At 41.8% G+C, this 23,986-nt stretch carries 22 protein-coding genes; 15 read left to right on the forward strand and 7 right to left on the reverse strand.

Going from position 1 to position 23,986, the window contains the following annotated elements; translation table 11 throughout:
- Positions 1 to 110 precede the first annotated feature (110 nt).
- A complete protein-coding gene (locus IYN84_RS00315; RefSeq protein WP_196137183.1) occupies positions 111 to 1,037 on the forward strand; it encodes a LysR family transcriptional regulator in 927 nt (308 codons plus the stop codon).
- 65 nt (positions 1,038 to 1,102) lie between these two features.
- Here IYN84_RS00315 and IYN84_RS00320 read toward each other — a convergent pair whose 3' ends face one another.
- Positions 1,103 to 1,552: a hypothetical protein gene (locus IYN84_RS00320; RefSeq protein WP_196137184.1), complete on the reverse strand. Its 450-nt coding sequence runs from the start codon at positions 1,550 to 1,552 to the stop codon at positions 1,103 to 1,105.
- 112 nt (positions 1,553 to 1,664) lie between these two features.
- Here IYN84_RS00320 and prfB point away from each other — a divergent pair.
- From prfB to IYN84_RS00340, 4 genes are all read left to right on the forward strand, one after another.
- A protein-coding gene (gene prfB / locus IYN84_RS00325; RefSeq protein ID WP_196137185.1) for a peptide chain release factor 2 occupies positions 1,665 to 2,763 on the forward strand; the annotation gives its coding sequence in 2 pieces (ribosomal slippage) (positions 1,665 to 1,739 and positions 1,741 to 2,763; 1,098 coding nt in all).
- Positions 2,764 to 2,846: 83 nt separating this feature from the next.
- Entirely contained in the window at positions 2,847 to 4,409 is a 1,563-nt protein-coding gene (gene lysS, locus IYN84_RS00330) for a lysine--tRNA ligase (protein WP_196137186.1), read from the forward strand.
- A gap of 79 nt (positions 4,410 to 4,488) precedes the next feature.
- A complete protein-coding gene (locus IYN84_RS00335) occupies positions 4,489 to 5,025 on the forward strand; it encodes a YqiA/YcfP family alpha/beta fold hydrolase (RefSeq protein ID WP_371734814.1) in 537 nt (178 codons plus the stop codon).
- Between the two features lie 50 nt (positions 5,026 to 5,075).
- Positions 5,076 to 5,540, forward strand: coding sequence for a hypothetical protein (locus tag IYN84_RS00340; RefSeq protein ID WP_196137188.1), 465 nt, complete (start codon positions 5,076 to 5,078; stop codon positions 5,538 to 5,540).
- A 42-nt stretch (positions 5,541 to 5,582) separates the two neighbouring features.
- On the opposite strand, the gene IYN84_RS00345 is transcribed toward IYN84_RS00340, so the two are convergent.
- A complete protein-coding gene (locus tag IYN84_RS00345; protein ID WP_196137189.1) occupies positions 5,583 to 6,362 on the reverse strand; it encodes a hypothetical protein in 780 nt (259 codons plus the stop codon).
- Between the two features lie 102 nt (positions 6,363 to 6,464).
- Positions 6,465 to 8,666, reverse strand: coding sequence for a winged helix-turn-helix domain-containing protein (locus tag IYN84_RS00350; RefSeq protein ID WP_196137190.1), 2,202 nt, complete (start codon positions 8,664 to 8,666; stop codon positions 6,465 to 6,467).
- A gap of 195 nt (positions 8,667 to 8,861) precedes the next feature.
- On the opposite strand from IYN84_RS00350, the gene IYN84_RS00355 reads away from it, so the two are divergent.
- From IYN84_RS00355 to IYN84_RS00375, 5 genes are all read left to right on the forward strand, one after another.
- Positions 8,862 to 9,974, forward strand: coding sequence for an MBL fold metallo-hydrolase (locus IYN84_RS00355; RefSeq protein WP_196137191.1), 1,113 nt, complete (start codon positions 8,862 to 8,864; stop codon positions 9,972 to 9,974).
- An 889-nt stretch (positions 9,975 to 10,863) separates the two neighbouring features.
- Positions 10,864 to 11,931, forward strand: coding sequence for a homoserine O-succinyltransferase (locus tag IYN84_RS00360; RefSeq protein ID WP_196137192.1), 1,068 nt, complete (start codon positions 10,864 to 10,866; stop codon positions 11,929 to 11,931).
- Between the two features lie 107 nt (positions 11,932 to 12,038).
- Positions 12,039 to 12,308 carry a DUF4404 family protein gene (locus tag IYN84_RS00365; protein ID WP_196137193.1) on the forward strand — a complete coding sequence of 90 codons (270 nt, stop codon included), beginning with the start codon at positions 12,039 to 12,041 and terminating at the stop codon, positions 12,306 to 12,308.
- Positions 12,309 to 12,544: 236 nt separating this feature from the next.
- Positions 12,545 to 12,727, forward strand: coding sequence for a DUF6316 family protein (locus tag IYN84_RS00370; protein WP_196137194.1), 183 nt, complete (start codon positions 12,545 to 12,547; stop codon positions 12,725 to 12,727).
- Positions 12,728 to 12,830: 103 nt separating this feature from the next.
- Entirely contained in the window at positions 12,831 to 13,451 is a 621-nt protein-coding gene (locus IYN84_RS00375) for an FKBP-type peptidyl-prolyl cis-trans isomerase (RefSeq protein WP_196137195.1), read from the forward strand.
- Positions 13,452 to 13,538: 87 nt separating this feature from the next.
- Here IYN84_RS00375 and IYN84_RS00380 read toward each other — a convergent pair whose 3' ends face one another.
- Complete coding sequence (locus IYN84_RS00380; RefSeq protein WP_196137196.1) at positions 13,539 to 14,237, reverse strand: phospholipase D-like domain-containing protein; 699 nt, start codon at positions 14,235 to 14,237, stop codon at positions 13,539 to 13,541.
- Between the two features lie 26 nt (positions 14,238 to 14,263).
- A complete protein-coding gene (locus tag IYN84_RS00385; protein WP_196137197.1) occupies positions 14,264 to 15,559 on the reverse strand; it encodes a hypothetical protein in 1,296 nt (431 codons plus the stop codon).
- Between the two features lie 725 nt (positions 15,560 to 16,284).
- Here IYN84_RS00385 and IYN84_RS00390 point away from each other — a divergent pair.
- From IYN84_RS00390 to IYN84_RS00400, 3 genes are all read left to right on the forward strand, one after another.
- A complete protein-coding gene (locus tag IYN84_RS00390; protein ID WP_196137198.1) occupies positions 16,285 to 17,028 on the forward strand; it encodes a tetratricopeptide repeat protein in 744 nt (247 codons plus the stop codon).
- Between the two features lie 194 nt (positions 17,029 to 17,222).
- Positions 17,223 to 17,444, forward strand: a complete 222-nt coding sequence (locus IYN84_RS00395) for a hypothetical protein (protein WP_196137199.1) — start codon at positions 17,223 to 17,225, stop codon at positions 17,442 to 17,444.
- A 224-nt stretch (positions 17,445 to 17,668) separates the two neighbouring features.
- A complete protein-coding gene (locus IYN84_RS00400) occupies positions 17,669 to 18,082 on the forward strand; it encodes a hypothetical protein (protein WP_196137200.1) in 414 nt (137 codons plus the stop codon).
- Positions 18,083 to 18,115: 33 nt separating this feature from the next.
- On the opposite strand, the gene IYN84_RS00405 is transcribed toward IYN84_RS00400, so the two are convergent.
- Together IYN84_RS00405 and rimO are read right to left on the reverse strand one after the other, a co-directional pair.
- A complete protein-coding gene (locus IYN84_RS00405; protein WP_196137201.1) occupies positions 18,116 to 19,624 on the reverse strand; it encodes a B12-binding domain-containing radical SAM protein in 1,509 nt (502 codons plus the stop codon).
- A 5-nt stretch (positions 19,625 to 19,629) separates the two neighbouring features.
- The gene (gene rimO, locus IYN84_RS00410; protein ID WP_196137202.1) at positions 19,630 to 21,069 is read right to left on the reverse strand and encodes a 30S ribosomal protein S12 methylthiotransferase RimO; all 1,440 of its coding nucleotides are present in this window, start codon (positions 21,067 to 21,069) and stop codon (positions 19,630 to 19,632) included.
- A gap of 212 nt (positions 21,070 to 21,281) precedes the next feature.
- Here rimO and IYN84_RS00415 point away from each other — a divergent pair, with 212 nt between their 5' ends.
- Both IYN84_RS00415 and IYN84_RS00420 read left to right on the forward strand, forming a co-directional pair.
- Positions 21,282 to 22,418 (forward strand): AraC family transcriptional regulator, encoded by a 1,137-nt coding sequence (locus IYN84_RS00415; protein ID WP_196137203.1) that lies wholly within the window; start codon positions 21,282 to 21,284, stop codon positions 22,416 to 22,418.
- Between the two features lie 133 nt (positions 22,419 to 22,551).
- Positions 22,552 to 23,967, forward strand: coding sequence for an amidohydrolase family protein (locus IYN84_RS00420; RefSeq protein ID WP_196137204.1), 1,416 nt, complete (start codon positions 22,552 to 22,554; stop codon positions 23,965 to 23,967).
- The last annotated feature ends 19 nt before the right edge of the window (positions 23,968 to 23,986 follow it).

Genomic DNA, 23,986 nt, shown 5'->3' on the forward strand with positions numbered 1-23,986 from the left:
TCCTCATGTTTTTGTTGGCAGTAGAGATCTTATATTGTTTTCAATTGAATGATAATAATGTTATTTGTGATAATATTGTTTTTATATGAGAACAATTGGCGGAGGTTTCGATGAGTCGCTGGGAAGGCGTAGAAGAATTTGTTGAAGTCGTTAATAGCGGTTCCTTCTCCGCCGCGGCCGAGGTTTTGGGGATTTCCAAGAGTCATGTCAGTCAACAGATCAGCAGGATTGAAGAGAGGCTCGGTAGTCGTCTGCTGCACCGTACGACTCGCAAGTTAAGTTTGACTGAAGTCGGTGAAGCTTTTTATCAAAAATGTAGTCACATTGTAGAAGCTATGGATGAGGCTGAAACTTCTGTAACTCAGCTTCATCAATCCGTTAAGGGAACTCTGAAGATAGCGTCGCCGTTTCTACTTGGTGAAACTTTTCTGGTACCAGCCATTTCAGAGTTCATGCTTGAATACCCTGAACTGGAACTGGAAATTGAGTTTACTAGTCGTCGAGTGGATTTGCTGGAAAATGATCATGATGTTGCACTTCAGGTAGGTGCTCGCAAGGACGTGAACGTGGTCAACGTTCCTCTAAGTCAGACGCGTTTTTATGTGGTTGCCAGTAAAGATTACATTCAGCGAGTGCATAAGCCTGTTACCTCGCCACGAGATCTGCAGAATCATCAATGTCTTCTTTTTATGGAGAAAGGTCGCAGCAAGCCATGGCGACTAAAGCGAAGCAATGATCAATCTGAGTGTCTTTTGAAAGTGAAAAGTCGTTGGCGCAGTAATAGTGGTCTCGCATTAAGAGCTGTAGCAAAAAGAGGGTTGGGGATAGCTTATTTACCGGACTACTATCTTCAGACTGAAGTCCTGAACGGCTCGCTCAGGGTACTGCTTCCAGAATGGAGTTTTAACCAAAGAGAAATTGTCGCTATATATCCGCATAAAAGACTGGTTCCGGCTAAGGTAAAGATTTTTACGGAGTTTTTAAAAGCGTATTTTCAAAGGCCCGAAAACCAGTTACAGATAGATTCGAATGTTTAGTACTATTGCACATACTAAGCTCCGACTATTCGATTTCGGCTATTTAATCTCGGTTACCGTATACTCTAATGTTGAATTCGTTGCGCGTTTTGCTGAATCTGCTCCAGACTCGGGGTTACCTCATAGCAATAATCATTGGTGCCTTGCCAGGTAATCTGATTAACAATGCTGTTACTGTCATAAGTTACCAGTCGCGAGCATTCGTCATCTTTTCCGCCGAGATCGAAAAGCGTAAGTCCGATACCTATGCCGGTATGACGGCTGCGCGTGCCTGTGCCGATAGAAACCGCAGCATTGCCGGGTTCGCTACTTTGATTAATCCACTCAGCATAGTGCCTGTCGCCTACATGCTGTTGCCTGCTGGGCAGACCCCAGTACTTGAACAGTTCATCAATATGCTGCCCCTTCCAGGCACTGATTCGGCTTTCCACCTGCTCAACCGGAATTGAACTGCAAGCTGAAAGGCAAAGGGCTACGAGACTTAACAGTGCTCGGTTTAAAGCTTTGTAGTTCATAGGCTCCCCTTTATTTCCAATTGATATCGATCCCAAGTTAGTACTGGGCTAAAGCGTTGACTTTTAGTAGAATACCGCCTTTTCATCCTAGCAAAAATAGCAAGACTTTACGATGATCGAAGTAACATCCATAAAAGAGCAGATTAAAGACCTTCTGGCGCGCAAAGAGACGCTTAGGGGGTATCTTTGACTATGATGTCAAAAAAGAGCGCCTGGTAGAGGTAGAGAGAGAATTAGAGCTGCCTGACGTGTGGAATGAGCCTGAGCGAGCGCAAGCCCTGGGCAAGGAGCGTTCGAGTCTCGAAATTGTCGTTAAAACCATTGAAAACCTTGACGCAGGGCTGGACGATGCAGACGATCTTCTGGAAATGGCGGTCGAAGAAAATGATCAGGATACGGTCGATGCTTTGCTCGGCGATCTCGATACCATGGATCAGGAACTGGCCAAGCTGGAGTTCCGCCGGATGTTTAGTGGCGAAATGGATACCCAGAACGCCTATATCGATATTCAGGCGGGTTCTGGAGGTACCGAAGCGCAAGATTGGGCTGATATGTTACTGCGCATGTACTTGCGTTGGTGTGAAAGCAAAGGCTTTGATGCTGAATTGATCGAAAAGTCCGATGGAGAAGTCGCGGGTATCAAGAGCGCGACGATTTACGTCAAGGGTGAATATGCATTCGGCTGGACACGCACCGAAACCGGAGTTCATCGACTGGTTCGAAAATCTCCGTTTGACTCGGGCAACCGTCGCCACACTTCATTTGCCAGCGTTTTCTGTTATCCGGAAGTGAAAGACGATATCGAAATCGAAGTAAACCCGGCGGATTTACGAATTGATACTTATCGTGCCAGTGGGGCCGGTGGGCAGCACGTTAATAAAACCGATTCGGCGGTTCGTATTACCCATATACCAACGAATACTGTGGTACAGTGCCAAAATGATCGTTCGCAGCACAAGAACAAAGATCAGGCGATGAAACTTTTGAAAGCAAAGCTCTATGAGCTGGAAATCCAAAAGCAAAATGCGGAAAAGCAACAGATGGAAGATTCCAAATCGGATATTGGATGGGGCAGCCAGATTCGCTCCTATGTACTCGATCAGTCTCGAATAAAAGATTTGAGGACCAGCTATGAGTCGACCAATACTCAGGCTGTGCTTGACGGCGATCTGGACGGGTTTATTGAAGAAAGTTTGAAGGCCGGGTTGTAAAGCCTGGTTTCGAGCAACGGGCTAAGAGCAATAATTTTTTAGAACCAATTTATTAATTTTAAAACTGAAGCAAAGAAAAAATCATGAGCAATCAAGAAAATCAACCACAAGTGAATGAAGCGGCAACTGAAGATAACAAGTTAATTGCTGAGCGTCGTTCGAAACTTGAAAATATCCGAGAAAACTGTCCGGCCAATGCTCACCCGAACCATTTTAAACCGGAGCAATACGCTGATGATTTGCAAAAGGAATTTGGTGATAAGGATAAAGAAACCATCGCAGAGCTGAACAAAGTTGTCAGTATCGCCGGTCGTGTCATGGCTAAACGTGGTCCTTTCTTTGTGGTGCAGGATATGAGCGGTCGCATTCAGGCATACGCCAGTAAAGATACGCAAAAAGACATGAAAGAACGCTGGGGCGGTCTCGATATTGGCGACATCATCGGTGTTAAAGGTCAGCTTAAACTTTCGGGTAAGGGTGATCTGTTTGTCAGCATGGACGAGTATGCCTTACTCACCAAGTCGCTTCGTCCGCTGCCCGAAAAATTCCACGGTCTTGCTGATCAGGAAATGAAGTATCGCCAGCGTTATGTTGATTTAATCATCAACGAAGATACCCGCAAAAACTTCCTGATGCGTAGCAAAGTGGTCGAAGGTATCCGCCGTTTTCTGGTTGAGCGAAATTTTATGGAAGTGGAGACGCCGATGCTTCAGGTGATTCCAGGTGGTGCGGTTGCTCGTCCGTTTGTGACTCATCACAACGCGATGGATATTGATATGTTCCTAAGAATCGCGCCTGAGCTTTACCTGAAACGCTTGGTAGTCGGTGGATTTGATCGCGTATTTGAAATTAACCGTAACTTCCGTAACGAAGGATTATCAACTCGTCACAATCCGGAATTTACCATGTTAGAGTTTTATCAGGCGTACGCAGATTATAACGATTTGATGGATCTGACCGAAGAAATGTTGCGTACAGTAGCGCAGGATGTGTTGGGGACGACTACCGTTATCAATACTGTAAAAGATGCTGAAGGCAATGTGACCGAAGAAATTACCTATGATTTCGGTAGCAAGTTTGAGCGCTTGTCCATGGTTGATGCAATCCTTAAATATAATCCTGAATTCGACGAGTCTGTATTCCGTAATCCGGAAGAAAATTTCGAAAAAATTCGTGAATACGCCAAGCAGCTTCATGTCAAAGAGCCTGACGTTGAAGGCGTTTGGGGACCCGGTAAATACATTTGTGAAATCTTTGAAGAAACAGCAGAGCACAAACTGATTCAGCCGACATTTATCACTGAATACCCATGGGAAGTTTCGCCTTTGGCGCGTCGTAATGACCACAATCCTTTCATTACCGATCGTTTCGAGTTCTTCGTTGGCGGACGTGAAATCGCCAATGGTTTCTCGGAGCTTAATGATGCTGAAGATCAGGCGGCACGTTTCCGTAAGCAGGTTGAAGAGAAAGATGCCGGTGATGATGAAGCGATGCATTACGACGCTGATTACATAAACGCCCTTGAGTATGGTTTACCACCAACTGCCGGTGAAGGGATTGGTATTGATCGCCTGGTTATGCTCTTCACTGATTCACCTACTATTAAAGATGTTATCCTGTTCCCGCATATGAAACCTCAGGGATAAGATAATCGCAGATTAAGTTTTAAGAAAATGCGCATCCATTGATGCGCATTTTTTATGTTCAGGATGAACCTGCAAAAAAATACCAAATAAAAACAATGAGAGCTCCATGAAAATTATTTTCAGTCACGGTAAAGAGAGCGGCCCTAAGGCAACTAAAATCACAGCCATGCAAACCGTTGCATCTGAGCTTAACATTGAAACGGAAAGTCTGGATTATCGAGGGCTCGAAACTGTAGAGACGCGAGTTGAAAAGTTACTCGAATACATTGAACAAGAATGTCGGGATGAAAAAATCGTTCTTGTCGGTTCCAGTATGGGAGCTTATGTGAGTCTTGTCGCCAGCCAAAAGTTGAAAAATGTTATTGGACTGTTTTTATTGGCACCTGCGGTACATTTTCCCGGATACGAAGTAGAGGGGATGAGCTTTGAGAATTTACCGACGTCCATTATTCACGGTTGGAATGATGAAATTATTCCGGTAGAAAAAGCCATTCAGTTTGCGCAGGAGTATCAACTGGCCATTCAGCTGGTGGCGGATGACCACAGGTTGTCAGAGTCAATACCTTTGATTAATGAGCAGTTTAGGTCGTTTTTGAATAGTCTGAAAACTCTCTGAAATTGACCATAATTTGAGAAACATGCTAAATTTTTTAAGATTAATTCTAAATGGATAGAAAGATATCTGCGAACACGCCGTTAGAAGAATATCATGGAGTGCCGAAAGGATGGAGCAAAGATGAGTTAGTTAAAACTCACCTTGCTTTGGGCGGAGAGTTTGATATAAGTCCTGGAGAAATCTCTGAACCGGGGGCTCCTTCTTGGTTACCAGACCGCTATAACTGGCTACAATATCGAGCAACTTTGTATAAAATTGCTGAAGGCGTTAAATCTTGCGATAAAGCATGTCTTGAGCTGGCGGTAAGATACATTGAATTAAATTATTTTGGTTCCTACTCAGGCTTTATACGAGAGCGTCTAGCGAGAAATCTAAAAAACAAACCATTAAATCGACTGCAAGTGGAGCGTTTATGTCGTCACTTTCAAAATCAGATTGAAAATAAACAATGCTTCCAGGAATTCAGAGAATATCTAAAGTTGTGGAAACTTATTAAAAAGCAGCTGAGTGATTAGAAATTAGTCAACTCCAGCAAAGCCATAATTAAAACTTTACATTCAAGGACAAGGAGGATTATTTGCAATCACTTCGCTTGCAATATTTCTAAAAATTGACTGTTCTTCAGCGCTTGCACCTACACCATCTAAATCTGGTAAATTACGAGCTTCTTTCCCGGTAATGACCTCATAAAAAACGTACGCTGTCAAAAGAGCGCCTTTGGGATTTGAATGATTACCATCACTGTCATGTAGAGATATATCGGGATGCCGAGCAATGACTTCATTCCAGACCAGACCTACCGGTGCTACACAGGCAGGTTCTGTTGCAGAAATACTTAAGTGGAGCTGGTGGATTCTCATGCCTTCCTCTGTATCTCCCTTACGTGGCCACTCTGGAAACAGAATCGGGATAGCCCCCCTCATTTTGATCTGTCTGATCCACATTTCCGCAGCATCGGTAGGATAAGAATAGAGACCGGATGTAGAGTATTTTTGTGCCTGCAAAATAATATGTGTCCAGTTTCTCGCTTCGATACTTTCCTGAGTGACTCCGTCTCCAACGCGTTCATCTAAAAATTTCCAACCAGGAGCATTAAAGCTAAGTGCTGACTTATCTTTTTCTCCAGTCTCAATTAATTTCACAACTAGTCCCGGCAGGTTATTTACCTCGCTATGACTGTTGCCTATAAACAAGAGCTCAAAATCTGCTGGAGGAGCTGAAGCCATGTCATATCCTGAATCACTTCCAGAATCATCTATATTACAACCACTAAAAAAAAGAATAAGAAAAAGAAAAGAAACTAGTTTATGGCTTTTAGGTAAAAGCGAGCGAAGCATTACACCACTCCTTCTGTTACGGGAGTGGCTATTACAACGTTTTTTCTCTCTGAATAAATTTCAAATAGATGATGAAAAAGTGATTTTTTCTAATTCAAGTACTTAATGAAGAGGTACACTTTGATAAATGTCTGCAATTTCCGAATCAACTTGGCTATAAATGACTCTTTTGCTGGATTCAGATATAGTGAAGTCATTAGTTTGGGTACCTGTTTTTTCGAGAACAAGTTTCGACTGTCCTGTTTCAAAGTCGTAGAAATAAATACCCGGTACTTGTGTATTAATTCTGATGTAGTAAGCTCCCCTGGATGTCAGCTGCCAATGCAGCCAGTTTATTTTGTTGAACTCGGAGAGTATTAGTGACTCTTCTCCACCGCTGGCAGGGATTCTCCATAATCCGTCCTGATGAAATTTTGTAAAATAAATCCAGCGCCCGTCATATGAAGCCCGAGGGCCATAGCCTCCCTTTTCTGTTAGTTGTTGAAACGAATAACCGCCTTTTTGAGCTAGACTGACCTTCCAGAGCTGCCAGTCACCACTCCTTTTACTGGAAACAATTAAATCGCTATTATCTGCCATAAAAGTATAATTGTAGGCGTCAAAGTTTTCGTCGACTACTGTCGTTAGCTCCCTGCTTTCCAGTGACAGTCGGTAAAGCTTTTTATTGTGTCGAAAGAGTAGTTGAGAATCATCATGTGACCAGCGTAGTGGAGAAAAATCGACTCCTTCATCAAAAAACGTTAACTGTTTTTCTTGTTCTTCTTCATCATGTAGCCATACTTGAGATTTACCACTACGATTTGAAAAAAATACGATTTGCTTCTTATTATGTGCTGCGCGAGGTGATAAGTCCTGCCGCGAAGACTTGATCAGTGCTTTTCGCTCAATAGGTGACGGGGGTTTACTGGACTGAAACGAACCCAATGTTGCGAACCATATATTCTGCTCACGTATTAATTCGACTGCCGATAGTCGGTTTTGAGTCGGTGAATAAGTTGGTTGAGTTAACCGTGGATCAAAAGCAAATGTTTCCTTCGCAACTCCATCAATACTAACCTGTTCTACTTTGCCCTGACTGAAGAGTAATAACTCAGATGAGTTTTTCCATAAAACTCTGACCAGGCGTTGATCAATTTGATACTGGTACATAGGTTCTGATGTTTTTTCATTGATAATCAACACTTCTGTCGCTGTTTCGTCAAGATAGTTGAGAACAGCCAGGTACTTGCCATTCGGCGACGCTTCAACCCAGAAATGGCCAAGTTCACTTTGTGGTGGAAGAGTCACCTGTTGCTTTTGTCCTGTATCAGGATGATATTTATAGATGGTATAAGGCTCGTTAAGAGAAGGTCTATCCGAAAAAACAAAGGCATTTTGATTCGCAAGCCAACTAATTTTAGGCAAACTGCGGGTACCGCAATTTAGTAAGTGTCGAATCTCATCGCTATTTCCACTTTCCTGAACTCCTGGGACGGTTTTCAGCCAGATGCTACAGCTGCGTTCGTTTAAATTATCCCATCGCACAAAAGCAATCTTATCGTTTCCGAAAGAAATACTGGCGTTTATGTTCAAGGCGGCAGAACTAACCAGGGTCTGTTCGCTCTGAGTTTCAAGGTTTTTCAAAACAATATGCCAGTTCGATGAACTCTCTGGTTGCCGGCTATAAACGAGATAATGGCCATCGAATGAATAGGCTGGATAAGCCTCCAGGCCAGGAGCGCTAGTCAGTGGAGAAAACGACAGATGATGCGTTTCTGAGTTCTTTGATCTTGGGGGAGTTTCATCATTTGAAGATAAAATGTTGAGTAATGATGAGTCAAAAAGCAGCGTTGATAACATTAGGGCTAGAATAATACTGATGCCGCCTATATAAACGCCAATCCTTCTGGAAAAAGCTCTCGTAGAAATCGGAGTTTGCTCATTTCTGATTACACTGTGAGCTGTTCTGATATTCGATAAGTCTTGCCTGATCTCTTTACGGGATACGGGTTGAACTTCACTGATTAACCGATAACCTTTTTTAGGGATGGTTTGAATGATTTTCGGAGACTGAGCAGAGTCGCCTAGTATCTTTCGAAGCTGGGTAATGGTGCGGTTTATTGCATTGTCGCTGACAACTGCTCCGCGCCAGACTTTGTCTACCAGAATCTGCCTGGTCACCAGCTGTTGCTGATGCTCCACCAAAAAAACAAGCACTTCCATTAGCCTGGGCTCGATACGATAAACTTCTTCACCTCGTTCTACTGTGAGAAGTTCGGTATTAATTCGGCAGTCGGCTAGTTGAAATTCAGCACCAGATGACAATTCTAAAACTCCCTGATTTCAAGTCTAACTTATTGATTTGGTTAATAATCACTTTTTCATCATCGATAAATAATCGGGCAGATATCGCCTAACATTGAGTATATCGTTAAGCTAGTGACAAAATCGATTGTTGACGACACTATAAGTGAGAAATCAGCTAATAATCAAACGAATTGGGAATGGGTATTAGGAACAATGATAATAAACAGTGATAAATTTCTTGCGTATGTTTCTGGAAAAATGTGTAAGGGGCTAACGCAAAAACTATTGATACTATTTGGGACTAGTTGTTGGCTATTACTTTCGTCATCAGTTTTCGCGTTAGAGGAAAAATCATCTGCTCTAAAGCAAGTTAATGCTCAAGTTTATGTCGCATTTCAAAAAACAGCGCTACGTTTTAACGATAGTAATGTGATTATTATTGAGGGTGACGACTCGCTGGTTATTGTTGATGCGAACGACAATCTTGAAAATGCTCGCATGCTAGTGGAGGAAGTCAAAGCCCTGAGCGAGAGGCTTGGCAGTAAACCGATAGAGTATGTGATTAATACTCACTGGCACAGCGACCATACCTTGGCAAACGCGATTTACAAACAGTCATTTCCCCAGATTCGTGCTTTTGTTGGACATCAGAACCTCCCTGAACTTATCGAAAACAAAACTATTCCGCAGCTAGAAGAAAAAATTAAAAGATACATTGTCGCGATAGAAAAAGCGGAGAAAGAGCTTGCCGCGGGAACTGAAGACAAGGAGCTGGCACAAAAGATTAAAAACGCCAAACAGCTCGTCGCCGAGTTCAAGCAACTGGATATCCCCAAACCAACGATTACCTTTGAACATTCCATGCTACTTGATTTCAAAGGGCCTAAGATAGAACTACTCAATTTTGGACGTGCACATACCGAAGGCGATACTATTGTCTATTTGCCTGAGCAAAAGCTATTACTCTCCGGTGACTTGTTCGATCAGTTGCCTTACGCGGGACATGGATACCCTTCAGAGTGGCTACATACACTCAAGTCAATCGAAAAGCTCGATTTTGATAGCGTTGTTCCCGGACATGGCGCTCTGCAAAAAGGTAAAGTCCGACTAAATGCCATAATCAGTCTACTTGAAGATGCGCTCGACCAGGCCAAGTCTGCGCTCAATGATAAAGTGCCCCAAGAAGACTTTATAAAGAGTATCGATTTGCAAGTTTATAAAGAGCGCCTGGGACCGCTGGATGCGACAGGGGAGAGGGCTTTTGGACATTTTATTCCAGGTTTTTTTGAGAGGGCTTATCAGGAGGTTAATGGGGAAATTAAGTAGTTGGAAATCTTTTTCAGGGAAGACAGGAAATTATCTAAAGGGGACTTCCGCTTTTTTAAAAGCTTAGCAAAATTATTAGTTCAAGAGCATTTCGCAGCGCTGCGCTTTCCTGCGAGTTTCTTTTGGCCAATGCCCCAAAAGAAACCAAAAGGTCATTACGCTGAGTTAACTATTCCCTACTGACTTTCAATTTAATCAAAGCCTTTGGCAACACCCAACTTGAAGCCGATTCTTCAGGCAGGGTAAAAACTCGCTACGCTCAAACATTCACCCTGCTTGTCTGAAGAATCATCCATTCCACGAGTCCGTTAAGACAGCTAAGTAAAGCAATAGAATCCCTTTAATAGCTTCAACCAGAACAGGTCGAAATAAGTTAAAGGTTTGGATGGATTTTACAGCTTGAATTTAACTCAATTCGTAATTCCGGTGCTAAAGCAACCATGCCCAGCTTTTTGGCTGCAATTATACCGAGAGGGCGATAGCAATTGTCAGTCTTATCTATACAAAAGATTTGGGTGATACAAACGCGCTCATGTAAGAGTGCCAGCGCAGCGATAAGGGCTTTTTTGCCTAGACTTACAAGGATGTAAGGAATGCAGATTTTGCAGGAGCAAAAATCTGTCTTTGTGCAGCTCTTGGCAAAAGTGGGTCGCACGCAAGCACCGCGGTGCGAAATTCCTTTAAATAAAAACTTTTGCCAAGCTTTTACAAAAAAAGCGCAAGGTCCCCTTTAGTGAGATACCCGCTTTTATCTCTAAGAAAACTTACTAATAAGCACTAATTATCAAAGCACCCTCCATAACCAACCGCTATAGCCGGATCCTTCACAAGTAACATTCAGACTGATATATTTGGCCTTTTAGATGGCTAGACGTTTGAGAGGTAGGCCATGCCTTTAGTGGCGTTTTCCCCACTTCCTACATTTGAGCGCTTAATGGCGGAGCACCACGATGTGCTACCGCTGGATAAGGCTGAGCATCAGGATATTCGAGAGTTGCATGTGGGCTTACTTAACATGATGCCTGATGCGACCTTGCAAGCAACTGAACGTCAATTCATGCGTCTGGTAGGGGATTGTAATCAGATTGTTCAATTTTATGTTCATCTGTTTACTATTCCTGATATACCTCGCTCAACAGAAGCTCAGGCCTGGATTGATCAATACTACGAAACTTTTGACCAGGTCAAAGAGCATGGCCTGGATGCTTTGATTATTTCCGGCGCTAACCCGGCCAATCCAGAGCTGGAAAAAGAGAGTTTCTGGCCGATGCTGACGGAAGTTATTGACTGGGCGGCAGAGAATGTCACTTCGACGCTGTGTGCCTGTCTGGCCACTCATGCAGTGGTTCAGTATAAATATGGAATATGCCGTCAACCATTGCCGAATAAAAAATGGGGTGTTTACCGACATCGTCTGACCAAAACCGATCACCCGCTAACTCGCCATACCAATACAAAATTCGATGTGCCTCACTCCAGGTATAATCAGATAACACGCGAACAGCTGGAAGCCAAAGGATTAAGAACATTGGCGCAGAGTGAAGATGCTGGTGTCCATCTTGCGACAAGTGAGGATGGTATTCGACTGGTTTTCTTCCAGGGACATCCTGAATATGATGACTTCAGTCTGCTCAAGGAATATAAGCGAGAAATTGACCGCTGGCTGTGTGGAGAGCGCGCTGATTATCCGCCATTTCCCGAAAATTATTTTGAGAAACCTGTGGTTGAATACCTGCAGAAGTTTAAAGTTGAATTGGAAAACGCAAGAAAGAATGAGACTGCACGGCCAGAATGGCCGGAAGAGTGGCTCCTGGACCAGCTCGACAATACCTGGCGCGACACAGCGTTGTCGACCTTTAATAATTGGCTCGGACTAGTGTACCAGCTGACCAATAAAAATCCCAAGCTTCCATTTATGGAAGGGGTAGACCCATCGGACCCGCTTAAGGGGCTTTAACACTAAAATGGTAATAAAAAGTATTCTGCCCTGGCATCGATCAACACTTGTTCCGGTAATCACATTAGACTAATCTTTAGGTTAGAGCATGATTTAAGGAGACTAGTGTGCACCGGCATGAAATGGCAGAAATTCTGTTCGATCTAAAAAAGGAGCTAGAGGACAATCAGGCGCTTGACTCGCATGAGCGCCAGACAATGGAAGCTCTTGCTGAAGAAATCGAAATCAAGCTTGATGATCCACAGGCAGATTTAAATGGAGATCAGTATCTTCTTACCAAGCTCAAGGAAGCAGCTGAAGAGTTTGAAGCAAACCATCCCAAATTCACCAATATTGTGGGTCGAGTTTCGACTCTGCTATCAAATATGGGGATTTAGCTCTGGCTTCCAGCATTTCGCTTCTTCGAGGAATGCTGGAAATCAGCCTGTATCTCATAACGCGTTAAAATTGGAACGTCGTCACAATCTCACTTCTCTGTAAGAGATTTCTCACAAAAAGTGGGGATATTTCCTACTCTTATTGCTCGTTTGAAAGTGTAATATGCCCACATTCCATCGCGGAATGAAATTTCTTTAATTCAGGGTTAAATAACGAGAAAAATTAGGCTACGACAATGCGTAAGGAAGATCGCTCTAGTATCGCTGATAAAAATGACTTTGAACGCTCCGATAGACTCTACCAGACCAATGACGGTTGGTTTTTTACTATTCGACAGGGAGCATCTTTTGGTCCTTATCAAACTCGCCAACATGCAGAACAAAATTTGCAAAGCTTTGTCGAGCTAGTTGCTAAGTAGACCTGCCCAGCTCGTTAGCGGGCTATGCTGCCATTTTTCCTGTTTCCTACATTTATTGGCTGGATGTGTTACAATCGGCGGCTTTTAAACATTGGGTAATTTCATGAGCCAAAAATACGAGAGCTTTGAACTTAAAGCGAGTTATGGTGTTGGCCGTAACATGGGCGCACAACTTCTTAATCAGCCGTTTGACGGTCTGGATATTGAGGCGGTTGCTGCAGGATTGATTGACGCATTCTTGCAAAAAGAGAGTCAGGTAAGTAACCCTGATCTAGAAGAAGCTTTCCAGCATATCAGCAAAATTATGCAAGAGAAACAGGCTCAGCTTTCAAAGGAAGCAGCTGAAGCAGGTCGACTTTTCCTCGAAGAAAACGAGAAGAAAGACGGCGTTAATGTGACCGAGTCCGGGTTACAGTATGAAATCCTGACAGAGGGAAGCGGCGACAAGCCAAGCGCTACCTCGACTGTGCGTACTCACTATCATGGCACTTTGATTGACGGTACTGTTTTTGACAGTTCTTATGAACGAGGTCAGCCAGCAGAATTTGCTGTTAATGGAGTGATTAAAGGCTGGACTGAAGCTTTACAAATGATGACAGTTGGCTCTAAGTGGCGTTTAACAATCCCTTATGAGCTTGCTTATGGTGAGCAAGGTGCAGGCGGCGCGATTGCTCCTTATTCGACTCTGGTTTTTGATGTCGAGCTTCTGGATATTGTTGCTTAAGCGCTGTTCTCAGGAATACAAATACAGAGAAACAGAGAAGCCGCACCGCATCGGGAGCGGCTTTTTTATTGCCCCATCGAGGTTAAGCTAGAGTAATTTGCACTTATCCCACAACGACATAAACTCTTGTTCAAACTGAGTTATTAAAGCTCTATCATTTGAAACAATAATATTTTCCTGATTATATTCGGTCGCGCTTCGGGTCCAGTTAAAACTGCCACTGATCACATGCTTGTGGTCAATCAACGCAAACTTGTGGTGCATATGATTGGCACTTCGATCCACTTTAATTGCGATTCCCTTATTGGCCAGATGATAAATATCACTTCCCAGATCTTCCGCTTTATCATTGTCGGTAATTATTCGTATTTGAACTTTACGGTGATAAGCATCTAATATAGTACGGCTGATATTGTCATCAGAAATGGTAAAAACACAGATATCAATCTGTTTCTTTGCGTGCTTTATTAGTGATGTAATTTTCTTAACTGGCGCTTTTCCGGGACTAAAATATGCCTGATTTAGAGAAGTTTCATGCTGGTTTTGTACCTGAGCAATCAAACGAACTATTTCTTCAAGCCACTTTAGAGAGTCCAGATAATGTTCCTGGTTGATAATAAAGTTATCACGCACCAGTTCAAAGGCTTTATTGCGAACAAAATTAAGTTGATCGGGTTCGTTCTGGAGCTTGTCGAAAAGAGTTTTAAAAGCCTGTTTTTCTGGTTTTGACAATTTGTAGTCAGCATAAGAAACAGTTAAAAGCTGTTCTATGTCGGCTAGTTTCATAAAGTCCCTGTTTTCGTCAGCTACAGCTATTCCGCTATATTAACGATAAATGGAATTCCCGGCCACAATTCCAGATGCAGATCTACTCGCCAGTGCTCCAGTATTTCTCGAAAGTTGGTGATTTTTCCAAGATCTGAGTTGGAGTCGAGCTTTATCTTAACCTGTCGGGTCTGGCCCGCAGGAATTTCGAAGCCGGCCAGATCAATTTGGGCGATGACTTTTTCTTTTTTCTCAACCCAAATTTCACTGTTCTCAATTACGATATCAAATTCTGTCGGGTTTTTAATTTCTACGTTAAATGACATCTTAGACAATGCTTTACCATTTAGCAGCTGTGAAAAATTCGGTAAGTCAAAATCAAAAGAATCCCAATCGACATCGTACTGAGCTTTTAGTAGCTGGCTTTTATGGTGCAAACTGGTTACCAGTCCACCGTGTAAAAAAAGCATAAAGGTTAATGTGATCAGCATACAGGAATAGGCGATCACCTTATTTTTTTGTCGTGGAGGCCTGGTATTCTTGACTTCTCCCATTAAACTGCAGGCAATGCGGGTACCTGCAGGTACGGCCAAAGTCAGGAAGAATATATTGGCGATAAAAAGTATTCCGGTTAGCTCTACTAAAGTCAGCTCTTCAAAACGCATAGCAAATTGAGCAATGCCAATAATTGGTAATGAAAAGAGTACACCAAAACCTAAAGTTACCCAGGGACGCTTGAACAAAGCTTTTAGCATTAACGTGTAACCGACTCGGTGGCGCTGTAAGGTCGGGGATATAAAGTCTATCCCGAATGTATAAAACAAAAATAAATAACTGAGGATAATCGAAAGCCAGCTTGCCCAGGAATAAGGATAGTAGCCAATCCAGAGAATAATTGACTGTGCGGTAAGATAGAATAGAAAGAGCTTCACTTCTTCCCACGCCTGAATCATCAGCGGAAACTCCCGCTCGGAGCCATCACTCAGGCCTGATTCTCTTTCAAAAACTGCCGAATATTGTTCTTTAATCGGGAAAAGAAACATTGAAGCAAGAACTAACGAGCCGGACATAATGGCGTTGGCGACAACTGTTTTGGCTTGAGAGTCATAAAGAAACATCGCGAGTTGTTCGGATATTTCATGCCAGGAAGTCGGGAAAAAATAATCCAGCAACAGATTTTTCAGGTTTTGCTCATTTTCCAGTAGCTGCCAGGTGAATAGTGAGAATATCGCCAGTCCGGCTAAAAGATAAACAAATAGCCATTGGAAGGTTTTACTGCGAATAAGCAAAATGGACTTCGGGGCGTGGAAAAAGGCTTCAGATAATTGTCGAGTTAAAGTCATAAATCAGTGGGCTTGGCTAATATTCGTTTTCTGGACTGATGGATGTCGATTAATTAGGACGTCAGTCTATCGAATAAAGTCGGAAAATGTAAAAAAAATTGTAAATATTGTCTTCTTGAGTCGATTAGCCTGTTTTGTGTAATGAATGTACGAAAATTGGATTTCTCCAACTATCATTGCATATGATAGCTTCAATATTTTAGTGGTTAGAAGATAACTTTATGTTTTATAAAGTTATTTTGGTTCGGAGCAACCATGGGATATTCAAGATAAACCTATCCAAATAACGATATGTTGAGATCACAATTTTGGAAAGAAATTAATTTTTTACCTGCGCTAGCGCTATTAATTAATTTAGTTATACTACGACACTATGAAGAGTTTCTACAAAGTAAGAATTTATTGAAAGTAATTCTACTTTACTAAAAGTGGTTAAAAAGTAGGTATCGAAAAAATACAATTCCAAAAAATGGAAATAGCTCTAAGTTTCACATAAGACCCTGTAAAAATGGATTATAAGAAGTCACTGTAATCAACCTTTTCCATTCTGAAAGCGGTGAGTTTGTGGGAGTTATACGTAATGAAATGTGTCTTTATTAAGTTTTTTATGCTGGAGAGACTCTGATAATGCATAGCCTCCTGACAGCTATTAGTAGGAGCTTAAGCACAAGATACCCACTGAGTTACATGTAAGGCTTTAAATAAAACTTTAGGAAAATAGTAGTATGCCAATTTTTATTTTGGGGATCTTAATACAAGTCGCTTTTGTAATTCATGTCGTTAAAACAGGAAGAAGCACGACGTGGATTTGGATAATCGTAATGTTGCCTTTGGCGGGCTCTATTGCTTACTTTCTTTTGGAAGTACTTCCAAACCTATCCAGAAGCAGGACAGGAAGAAGTGCGACAAAAAAGATCGTCAATACCTTAAATCCAAATAAGAGCATCAATCAGGCCACGGACAATTTCGAAGTAGCAGACACCGTCGATAACTCAATGCGCTTGGCGGATGAGTTAATGACAAAAGGAATGTTTAAGGAAGCGCTTGAGTTGTACCAGCGTTGCTTAAAAGGAATTCATAAGACTGATCCCTATATCATGTCTCGATGTGCCAGGGCTCAATTTGAAACCGGCGATTATAATGGTTCAAAAAAAATGCTAGATGGGCTTATAGAAGCAAACCCGGATTTTAAGGATGCAGACTGCCATTTGCTCTATGCGAGAAGCCTGGAAAAACTTGGAGACACTGACGGCGCGACTAAAGAGTATGAAGTGTTGGTTGATTATACCACTAGCCCTGAGTCAGCTTATCATTATGCGATGATGTCTCGAGAGCTGGGGCAGTCTCAGAAAGCAAAGGAATTGCTTAGTATCCTTGTAAAAAAGTCAGCAACTCAAGGCAAGCACTATCAATCGCTCCATGGTGAATGGATAAAAAAATCAAAAAATACGCTAAAAGAACTCGTTTAAAATAACGTCACCTATGTTAATTTGTGCGAGCATTATGGGATAACGAAAGCATAATTTATTTTTGTGGGAACACTCGTCATTGGCGAATATAACAGAGTTATCTACGTTTTATACTCGAGTATTGTGAATCTAACCAATCACTACGAAAGTTGAATTAATATACGGATGTTTATTTGTAAAGAAGGAAAGTAAATATGGATGATGTAAAAAAATCGAAACTAACCGGTGGGACTCTTTTTATTATTGCAATACTAATATTGATTTTTGGGAATGCTAGAACAATAGAAGTTATTGATAAGTTGAATTCTATTCAAAATACATTGGATAAAGTTCAAGAACAAACCTATAAATTGCAGGCTGAAATCGAAGAGTTGCGGAAAGAAAACGAAAAATTACGTGAAAACAAATCTGAATAAACGGCTAGCGGATTTTTTGCGTCGAAACAAAAGTGGTCTTTTCTGTCAAATATCGTGCTTATACTGCGAAAACTACTCCTTCTCTGTCTTTGGTTTTACAATAATTAATTGGACACATATTAAACCAGATCTACATGAAAGAGAGAACTTCGATATTTAACCGGAGTACGAAAAGAAACGTCTGGATTAACAGCTCTTTTTAGCAATTCGTAAGGATTTAAGTTATGGAAATACAGCCTCAACTTTTCGGCGGTGCGGTAGTCGCACTCCTTTTCCTCGTATTTAATGCTACATTGACCAAAGAAATTTTGACTTGGGAACCTTCGCCAGTGAAAAGGACTCTACTTTTGCTGGTCGTCTGGCTTGTTCCTGTAGTTGGTGCATTTTTCGCTTATAAATATCTTGATCTCAGTTGGTTTAAAAAGCCAACGAAAAAATCGAGCGGAGAACAAAATGTTGTCAGCGGGGCTTTATTAGAAATTGACGCAATATTTAACCCGGGCCAAAGACACGTTATTGAAGCCAGACAAAAAGAGCAGATGGAACTCAGTGAAGACGGGCAACAGCACAATAGTGACCGTGAAGAAATTGAAACTATCCTAAAAAAACAAGCTGACGAGTCAAGTAAAAATACATGACGAGAGTTTGAATTTCGACTATTTCAACTTCCGTTATAGGTGACGCTTCTGCCTCGCCGAGCGCTTATGCTGAGAGACTTTTTCTACCTGGTTCTGGGTCGACAGTGTTAGCCCAAGGAAATTACCTTTCAATTTGGACTCTGCATAATCTTTTTCAAGCGCCTGAGTAACCGCTGTATATCTTTCAGGAAAGAGATCTTCCACAGCTTGAGCGACGTACTCGTATAGCTTTTTCAAGTTAATCTGATGAGTCTGACCAGTCTTTTCAAAAATCCAGTCAGTAATAGCCATAAACTCGTCAAAAGGTTGGTCGGATAATACATGCGGCAGGGAGTACTTAAAACGGCCGGAGTTGCCAATCATATCCCAATAGCGGGCGAATCGGTTGACTCTCTGCAAGGTTGTAAAATCTACTCTGTCATTCGACAGGATATTAAATGGCGGGAGCGGGTTAAAGCGTAAGTCGAAGCTTTCCGTATGACGAATAATCGGACTGCCTTTTAAGCGCTTTAAAATACCCATTTGAATTTCATGGGGGTTACAGACAAAAAGCTCGTTAAAACTTTGTTTGAATGTTTCCAGTGTTTCTCCGGGTAAACCAAAGATCAAGTCGGCATGAATATGGGCAGTGGTTTGCTCTTTCAGCCAGACCAGATTGTCTTTCGATTTTTGGTTATTCTGTTTGCGACTGATATGTGCCTGAACCTCTTCATTGAACGTCTGTATTCCGACTTCAAACTGAAGAGAACCTTCAGGGAATTTTTGTAACGCTTCTTTCAGTTTTTCCGGTAAATGATCGGGAATAACTTCGAAGTGAAGAAAAAGCTCATTGTCCAGTCGTTCGAGAAAGAAGTCCAGGATCTGCAAAGTGGTTTTAATTTTTAAATTAAAGGTGCGGTCGACAAATTTAAAATGGCGCGCTCCACGTTGATAGAGCTTATCCATTTCTTCGAGAAAGCGCTCCAGCTCGAATGGATAAGAGGTCTTGTCCAGCGATGACAGACAAAATTCGCACTTAAAAGGACAGCCTCGAGAAGCTTCGACATAGAGAAGACGATGCTTGAGATCTTCTTCAGTATAAAGGTCATAAGGAAGTTGCAGATCTTTCAATTCAACTGGCTTTGAACGAAGAATTTTCTGCTCAGGTGATTTGCCATCAAGAATTTCGTTGCAAAGTTTATTAAAACTCAGATCCGCAGCACCAGTAACAATATAGTCGGCAAATTTGACAATCGATTGACCTTCGGTTTCGTAACTAACTTCAGGACCGCCCAGAATAATTGTTATCTGCGGGGCAACTGTTTTCAACTGGCTGATAACTGCCTCTGTTTCAATCACATTCCAGATATATACACCAAAGCCAACAATGCTCGGGTTGGATTCCAGAATCTGTTCGACGATATCAATAGCCCGTGTTTTGATGGTGAACTCTTTAATCTCACATTTTGATTGGAGTTCACCCAAATTGGCGTAGAGATAGCGTAAGCCAAGACTAGCGTGAATATACTTAGCGTTGAGGGTGGCGAGAATAATTTTTGACATAAAGTTTATTCTTCTTCGTCTTCCAGTTCTTCGTCTTCTTCATCATCAACTTTGACACCCCACAGATCGTGCTCATCAGAATGAATGATCTGTACCCAGACTTTATCTCCGGGCTTTACATCGAACTCATCCGTTAAATGTACGACACCGTCAACTTCTGGTGCGTCACAATAGGTTCGTCCAATCGCACCATCACTGGTGACTTCATCAATCAATACCTGATATTCGTTGCCAATTTTCTGTTTGAGTTTTTCTGCGCTAATCTCAGCTTGCACGGCCATAAAGCGTGAAAGCCTTTCCTCTTTTACTTCTTCCGAAACAGGGTTTGGAAGTTCATTCGCGGTAGCGCCTTCTACAGGTGAATATTTAAAACAGCCAACTCGATCGAGCTTGGCTTCACGCAGGAAGTTGAGGAGTTCTTCAAACTCTTCTTCTGTTTCTCCAGGAAAGCCGACAATGAAAGTTGAACGGATCACCAGCTCTGGACAAATTCCTCGCCATTTTTTAATACGTTCAAGTGTTTTATCAATATTACCCGGTCGTTTCATCAATTTAAGAATTCGAGGGCTGGCGTGCTGGAATGGAATATCCAGATAAGGCAATATCTTTCCTTCAGCCATCAATGGAATCACTTCGTCCACATGTGGGTAGGGGTAAACATAGTGGAGTCTTACCCAGACTCCCATTTTGCCAAGTTGTTGGCAAAGCTCAAGCATCCTGGTTTTAACAGGCATACCTTCCCAGAACCCGGTGCGATATTTGGTATCGACGCCATAGGCGGAAGTATCCTGAGAAATGACCAATAATTCTTTTACACCGGCATTCACCAGACGTTTAGCTTCACTTAATACATCACCAATCGGACGAGAGTCGAGATCGCCTCGCATGGACGGGATAATGCAGAAGGTACAACGGTGATTGCAGCCTTCCGATATTTTCAGGTAGGCGAAGTGTTTGGGGGTCAGTTTGACTCCGTGGTCGGGGATCAAGTCGGTAAAGGGATTGTGTAGAGGTTTTTCTACATGCTCATGAACCTGATTTAGAACTTCTTCGTAGGCATGCGGACCGGTTATCCCTAGGACGTTGGGGTGAAGTTCTCGGATTTCGTTCTCTTTCACACCGAGGCAACCGGTCACCAGAACCTTGCCATTCTCGGCAAGTGCCTCACCAATCGTATCAAGTGATTCCTGAACGGCCGAATCGATAAAGCCACAAGTGTTGACTATTACCAGTTGTGCATCATTATAGCTGGGAACTACATCATAGCCTTCGGTACGAAGCTGGGTCAGAATGCGCTCCGAATCCACCAGATTTTTAGGGCAGCCAAGGCTGATAAAACCTACTTTAGCGCCACTGTTCTCAGTTGTCTGCTGGCTATCAGCTAGTACCTTCCGGGGCGTTTCCAGGGTAGTCGTTTGATTTGGTGTGAATTTTTCTACTGTCATGAAGTTTTACTGCAGCACTTACCGCGAAAAAAGTGGGCGGATTATACATCAATCACAAAATAAAAGCAGGTTAAAAAATGTACAACCCTGATAATTGAAACAGGCTATTTGAAAGAGACTATTTGACTTCGAGGACAAAATCTCTTGCATAGCTATACAGGCCTGATTCTGGGTTATAATTGAGACAAATTGACTGTTTAGTTACATATTAAATGCTTTTTTCCTGGTTTGAGTTACTACTATTTGTCGGTGTCATCCAAGGCAGCGTCACCAGTTTTCTACTGTTTAAAGAATGTCACTCTCGGGTACAGAACCGCTTGCTTGGATTCGCGATACTTGGATTCGCCGCAATTTGTGTTAAAACGGCAATTTATTCTATCGGTCTTGAAAATAAATATAATTGGCTGGGACATATTCCTCTTGCGTTTGAAACAGCGATTCCTCCTTTGGTTTATTTATATTGCGAATCTCTCACCGATCCTAAATTTAAGCTGACCAAAACGAGAGCTCTGCACTTTACTCCATTTGGCCTTTTCATGCTTTATGCTGTTTGTTTTTATACAAATGTGCTTTTGGTCGATACAAATCAAGCAAAAGGGGCACTATCAAGTTTGTATCATTTAAGTACAGTAAAAGAATTTGAAGACTATTTTACCGTGGTTTCCATTGCGATATATCTGGCATTCGGTTCTGCCGCGTTGAAAAAATACCGTTTACAAGTTAACAACTTTACTTCCGATAATAGCCATAGTGTTTTTTCGTGGCTAAGAAATATCCAGATTTTGATGCTCGTACTCATCGTTTTTCTAGTTGTTAATATGGTCATGGATAGAACAGTGTTGACTCAGTCGGATTCAAATAATCATTGGAAAATCTATTTTTTGTATCTGGCGGGAGTCATTTACTACCTCGGCTTTAAGGCCGTAAAATCCCCTATAATTTTGAAGAGACAAGAGAAAGAGTCGTCGCGAATAAAAGAAGAAATCGATGAAGTCAAAGACGCAAAAGCAAGAGAACTCGTAACGAGGATTAAGAATATAGTCGAAGAAAATAAACTTCATTTGAATCCAACTTTTAGCATTCAGGAGTTGTCAGAGCTGGTACGGGTAAATCAAGGTACAGTGTCTCAGGTTATCAATCGACACATTGGTTTGACTTTTAGAGACTTTATTAACCAACAACGCATTGAAATGGCCAAAAAGCTGTTACTTTCGAATAAAGATAAAAATATATCCATTCTTTCGCAGGCTATGGAATGTGGATTTAACTCTGAGGCAAGCTTCTACCGAGTATTTAAAAAGCATACAGGCAAGTCGCCTACGCAGTACATAAAAGCATCAACAGACTAGAATATCCGCTAATAAATACTCTCATTTCATGAATTGAGAAGGTTTTTTAACAATTTCTATCTAAAGTATTTCGAATTACTAACTTACTAATGCTACGTCCTGGATAGCATTGTTCAATTCGGAAAAGCAGTTTATGAAATCTTTAGTTCGATCTCTTTACATCTTTGCAGTTATTACCAGTTTCACTTTCTTTGTTACTAGTTGTAGTTCCATATCATCCGTCGAATATAAGAAATTTCAGCAACCTGCAACAGATATTTTAATTACTAATACCAACGTATTGAGTGAAGACGGAAGAGCTATGCTCCCTAATCAAAATGTTTTAATTCAGAATGGTCTGATAACGGCCATTACCGTCAATGCTATTAGCTCTGAATCGGCACTGGTAATTGACGGGCAAGAAAAGTATCTAATACCAGGATTAATCGATTCGCATGTACACCTGCAGGACTCTGAAAATGACCTGTTGGTTTATTTGGCGCACGGAATAACCTATGTTAGAGAAATGTCAGGAAATGACCAGCATCATAAATGGAGAGAGGAAATTAACGAGGGTCGTGTCGCTCCTTCAATTGAAGTTTCATCGGAGAAAATTTCTAGCAAGTCGGGACTGTGGGGTTTAATCAATGAATTTTTTTGGACTCGAATCAATATTTCAAGCGAGCAAGATGCAATGGCGCTAGCTGAATCTCTGAAAGATGACAATTATGCCAATGCAAAAATTAGTTCAGATATTAACAAAGAAATGTATTTTGCCATTACCAAGGCTGCTAAAAAAACTAGCTTGAGTGTTACGGGGCATATACCAGGCACAGTTAGTTTTGAGGAGTTTCTTGAAAGCGGACAAGGCGAAATCGCTCACATTGAAGAGCTAGTTAAGATGATGAACAGGGAGTTTGGTTATTTCACAACAGCAAATGGTGATGACTTTCTTAAATTTATTGAGGAGCGTAGTCGCGAAGTTGCCGGAAAGTTAAAAGAACGCAACATATCAGTAAGTAGTAGTTTCTGGTATATGCAAAGCATTCCAGAGCAAGTCAGCAATTTACCCGACTTAATCGAAGAACTGGATTTGTCTTTCACCAATCCGGAAAGAGTCACAGAGTGGATGCCTGAAAAAAACGATTTTGCACTAAATCATACACACCTGATTGAGTGGTGGTCCATTTTCGCCAAAGCGAATGAAGTTGTGCTGCGAGAGCTGATTAAAAATGAAACCGTTATTTTGGTTGGTACTGATGCAATGACTAGTTTGGTCATACCAGGGATTTCACTGCATCAGGAGTTAGCCGCTTTAGTGAATGCCGGTATGAGCAATACTCAAGCAATTAATAATGCGACTCGCATCCCCGCTGAATGGATGGGCGTAAAAGTTGGAAAATTGTCCAAAGGATATGCAGCAGATATACTTATTTTAAATAATAACCCGTTGGAAGATATAGACGCGACAAGAGATATCCAGGCGGTTATCAAAGGTGGGCGTTTATACAAAAAGGAGCTACTTGAAAGTATGCTAGATAGTATTCGACGTACATATTCCCATCGGTAATTTAAATTGCGCAGTTATT

The organism is Aliikangiella sp. G2MR2-5 (genome assembly GCF_015687155.1).
Lineage (GTDB): Bacteria > Pseudomonadota > Gammaproteobacteria > Enterobacterales > Kangiellaceae > Aliikangiella.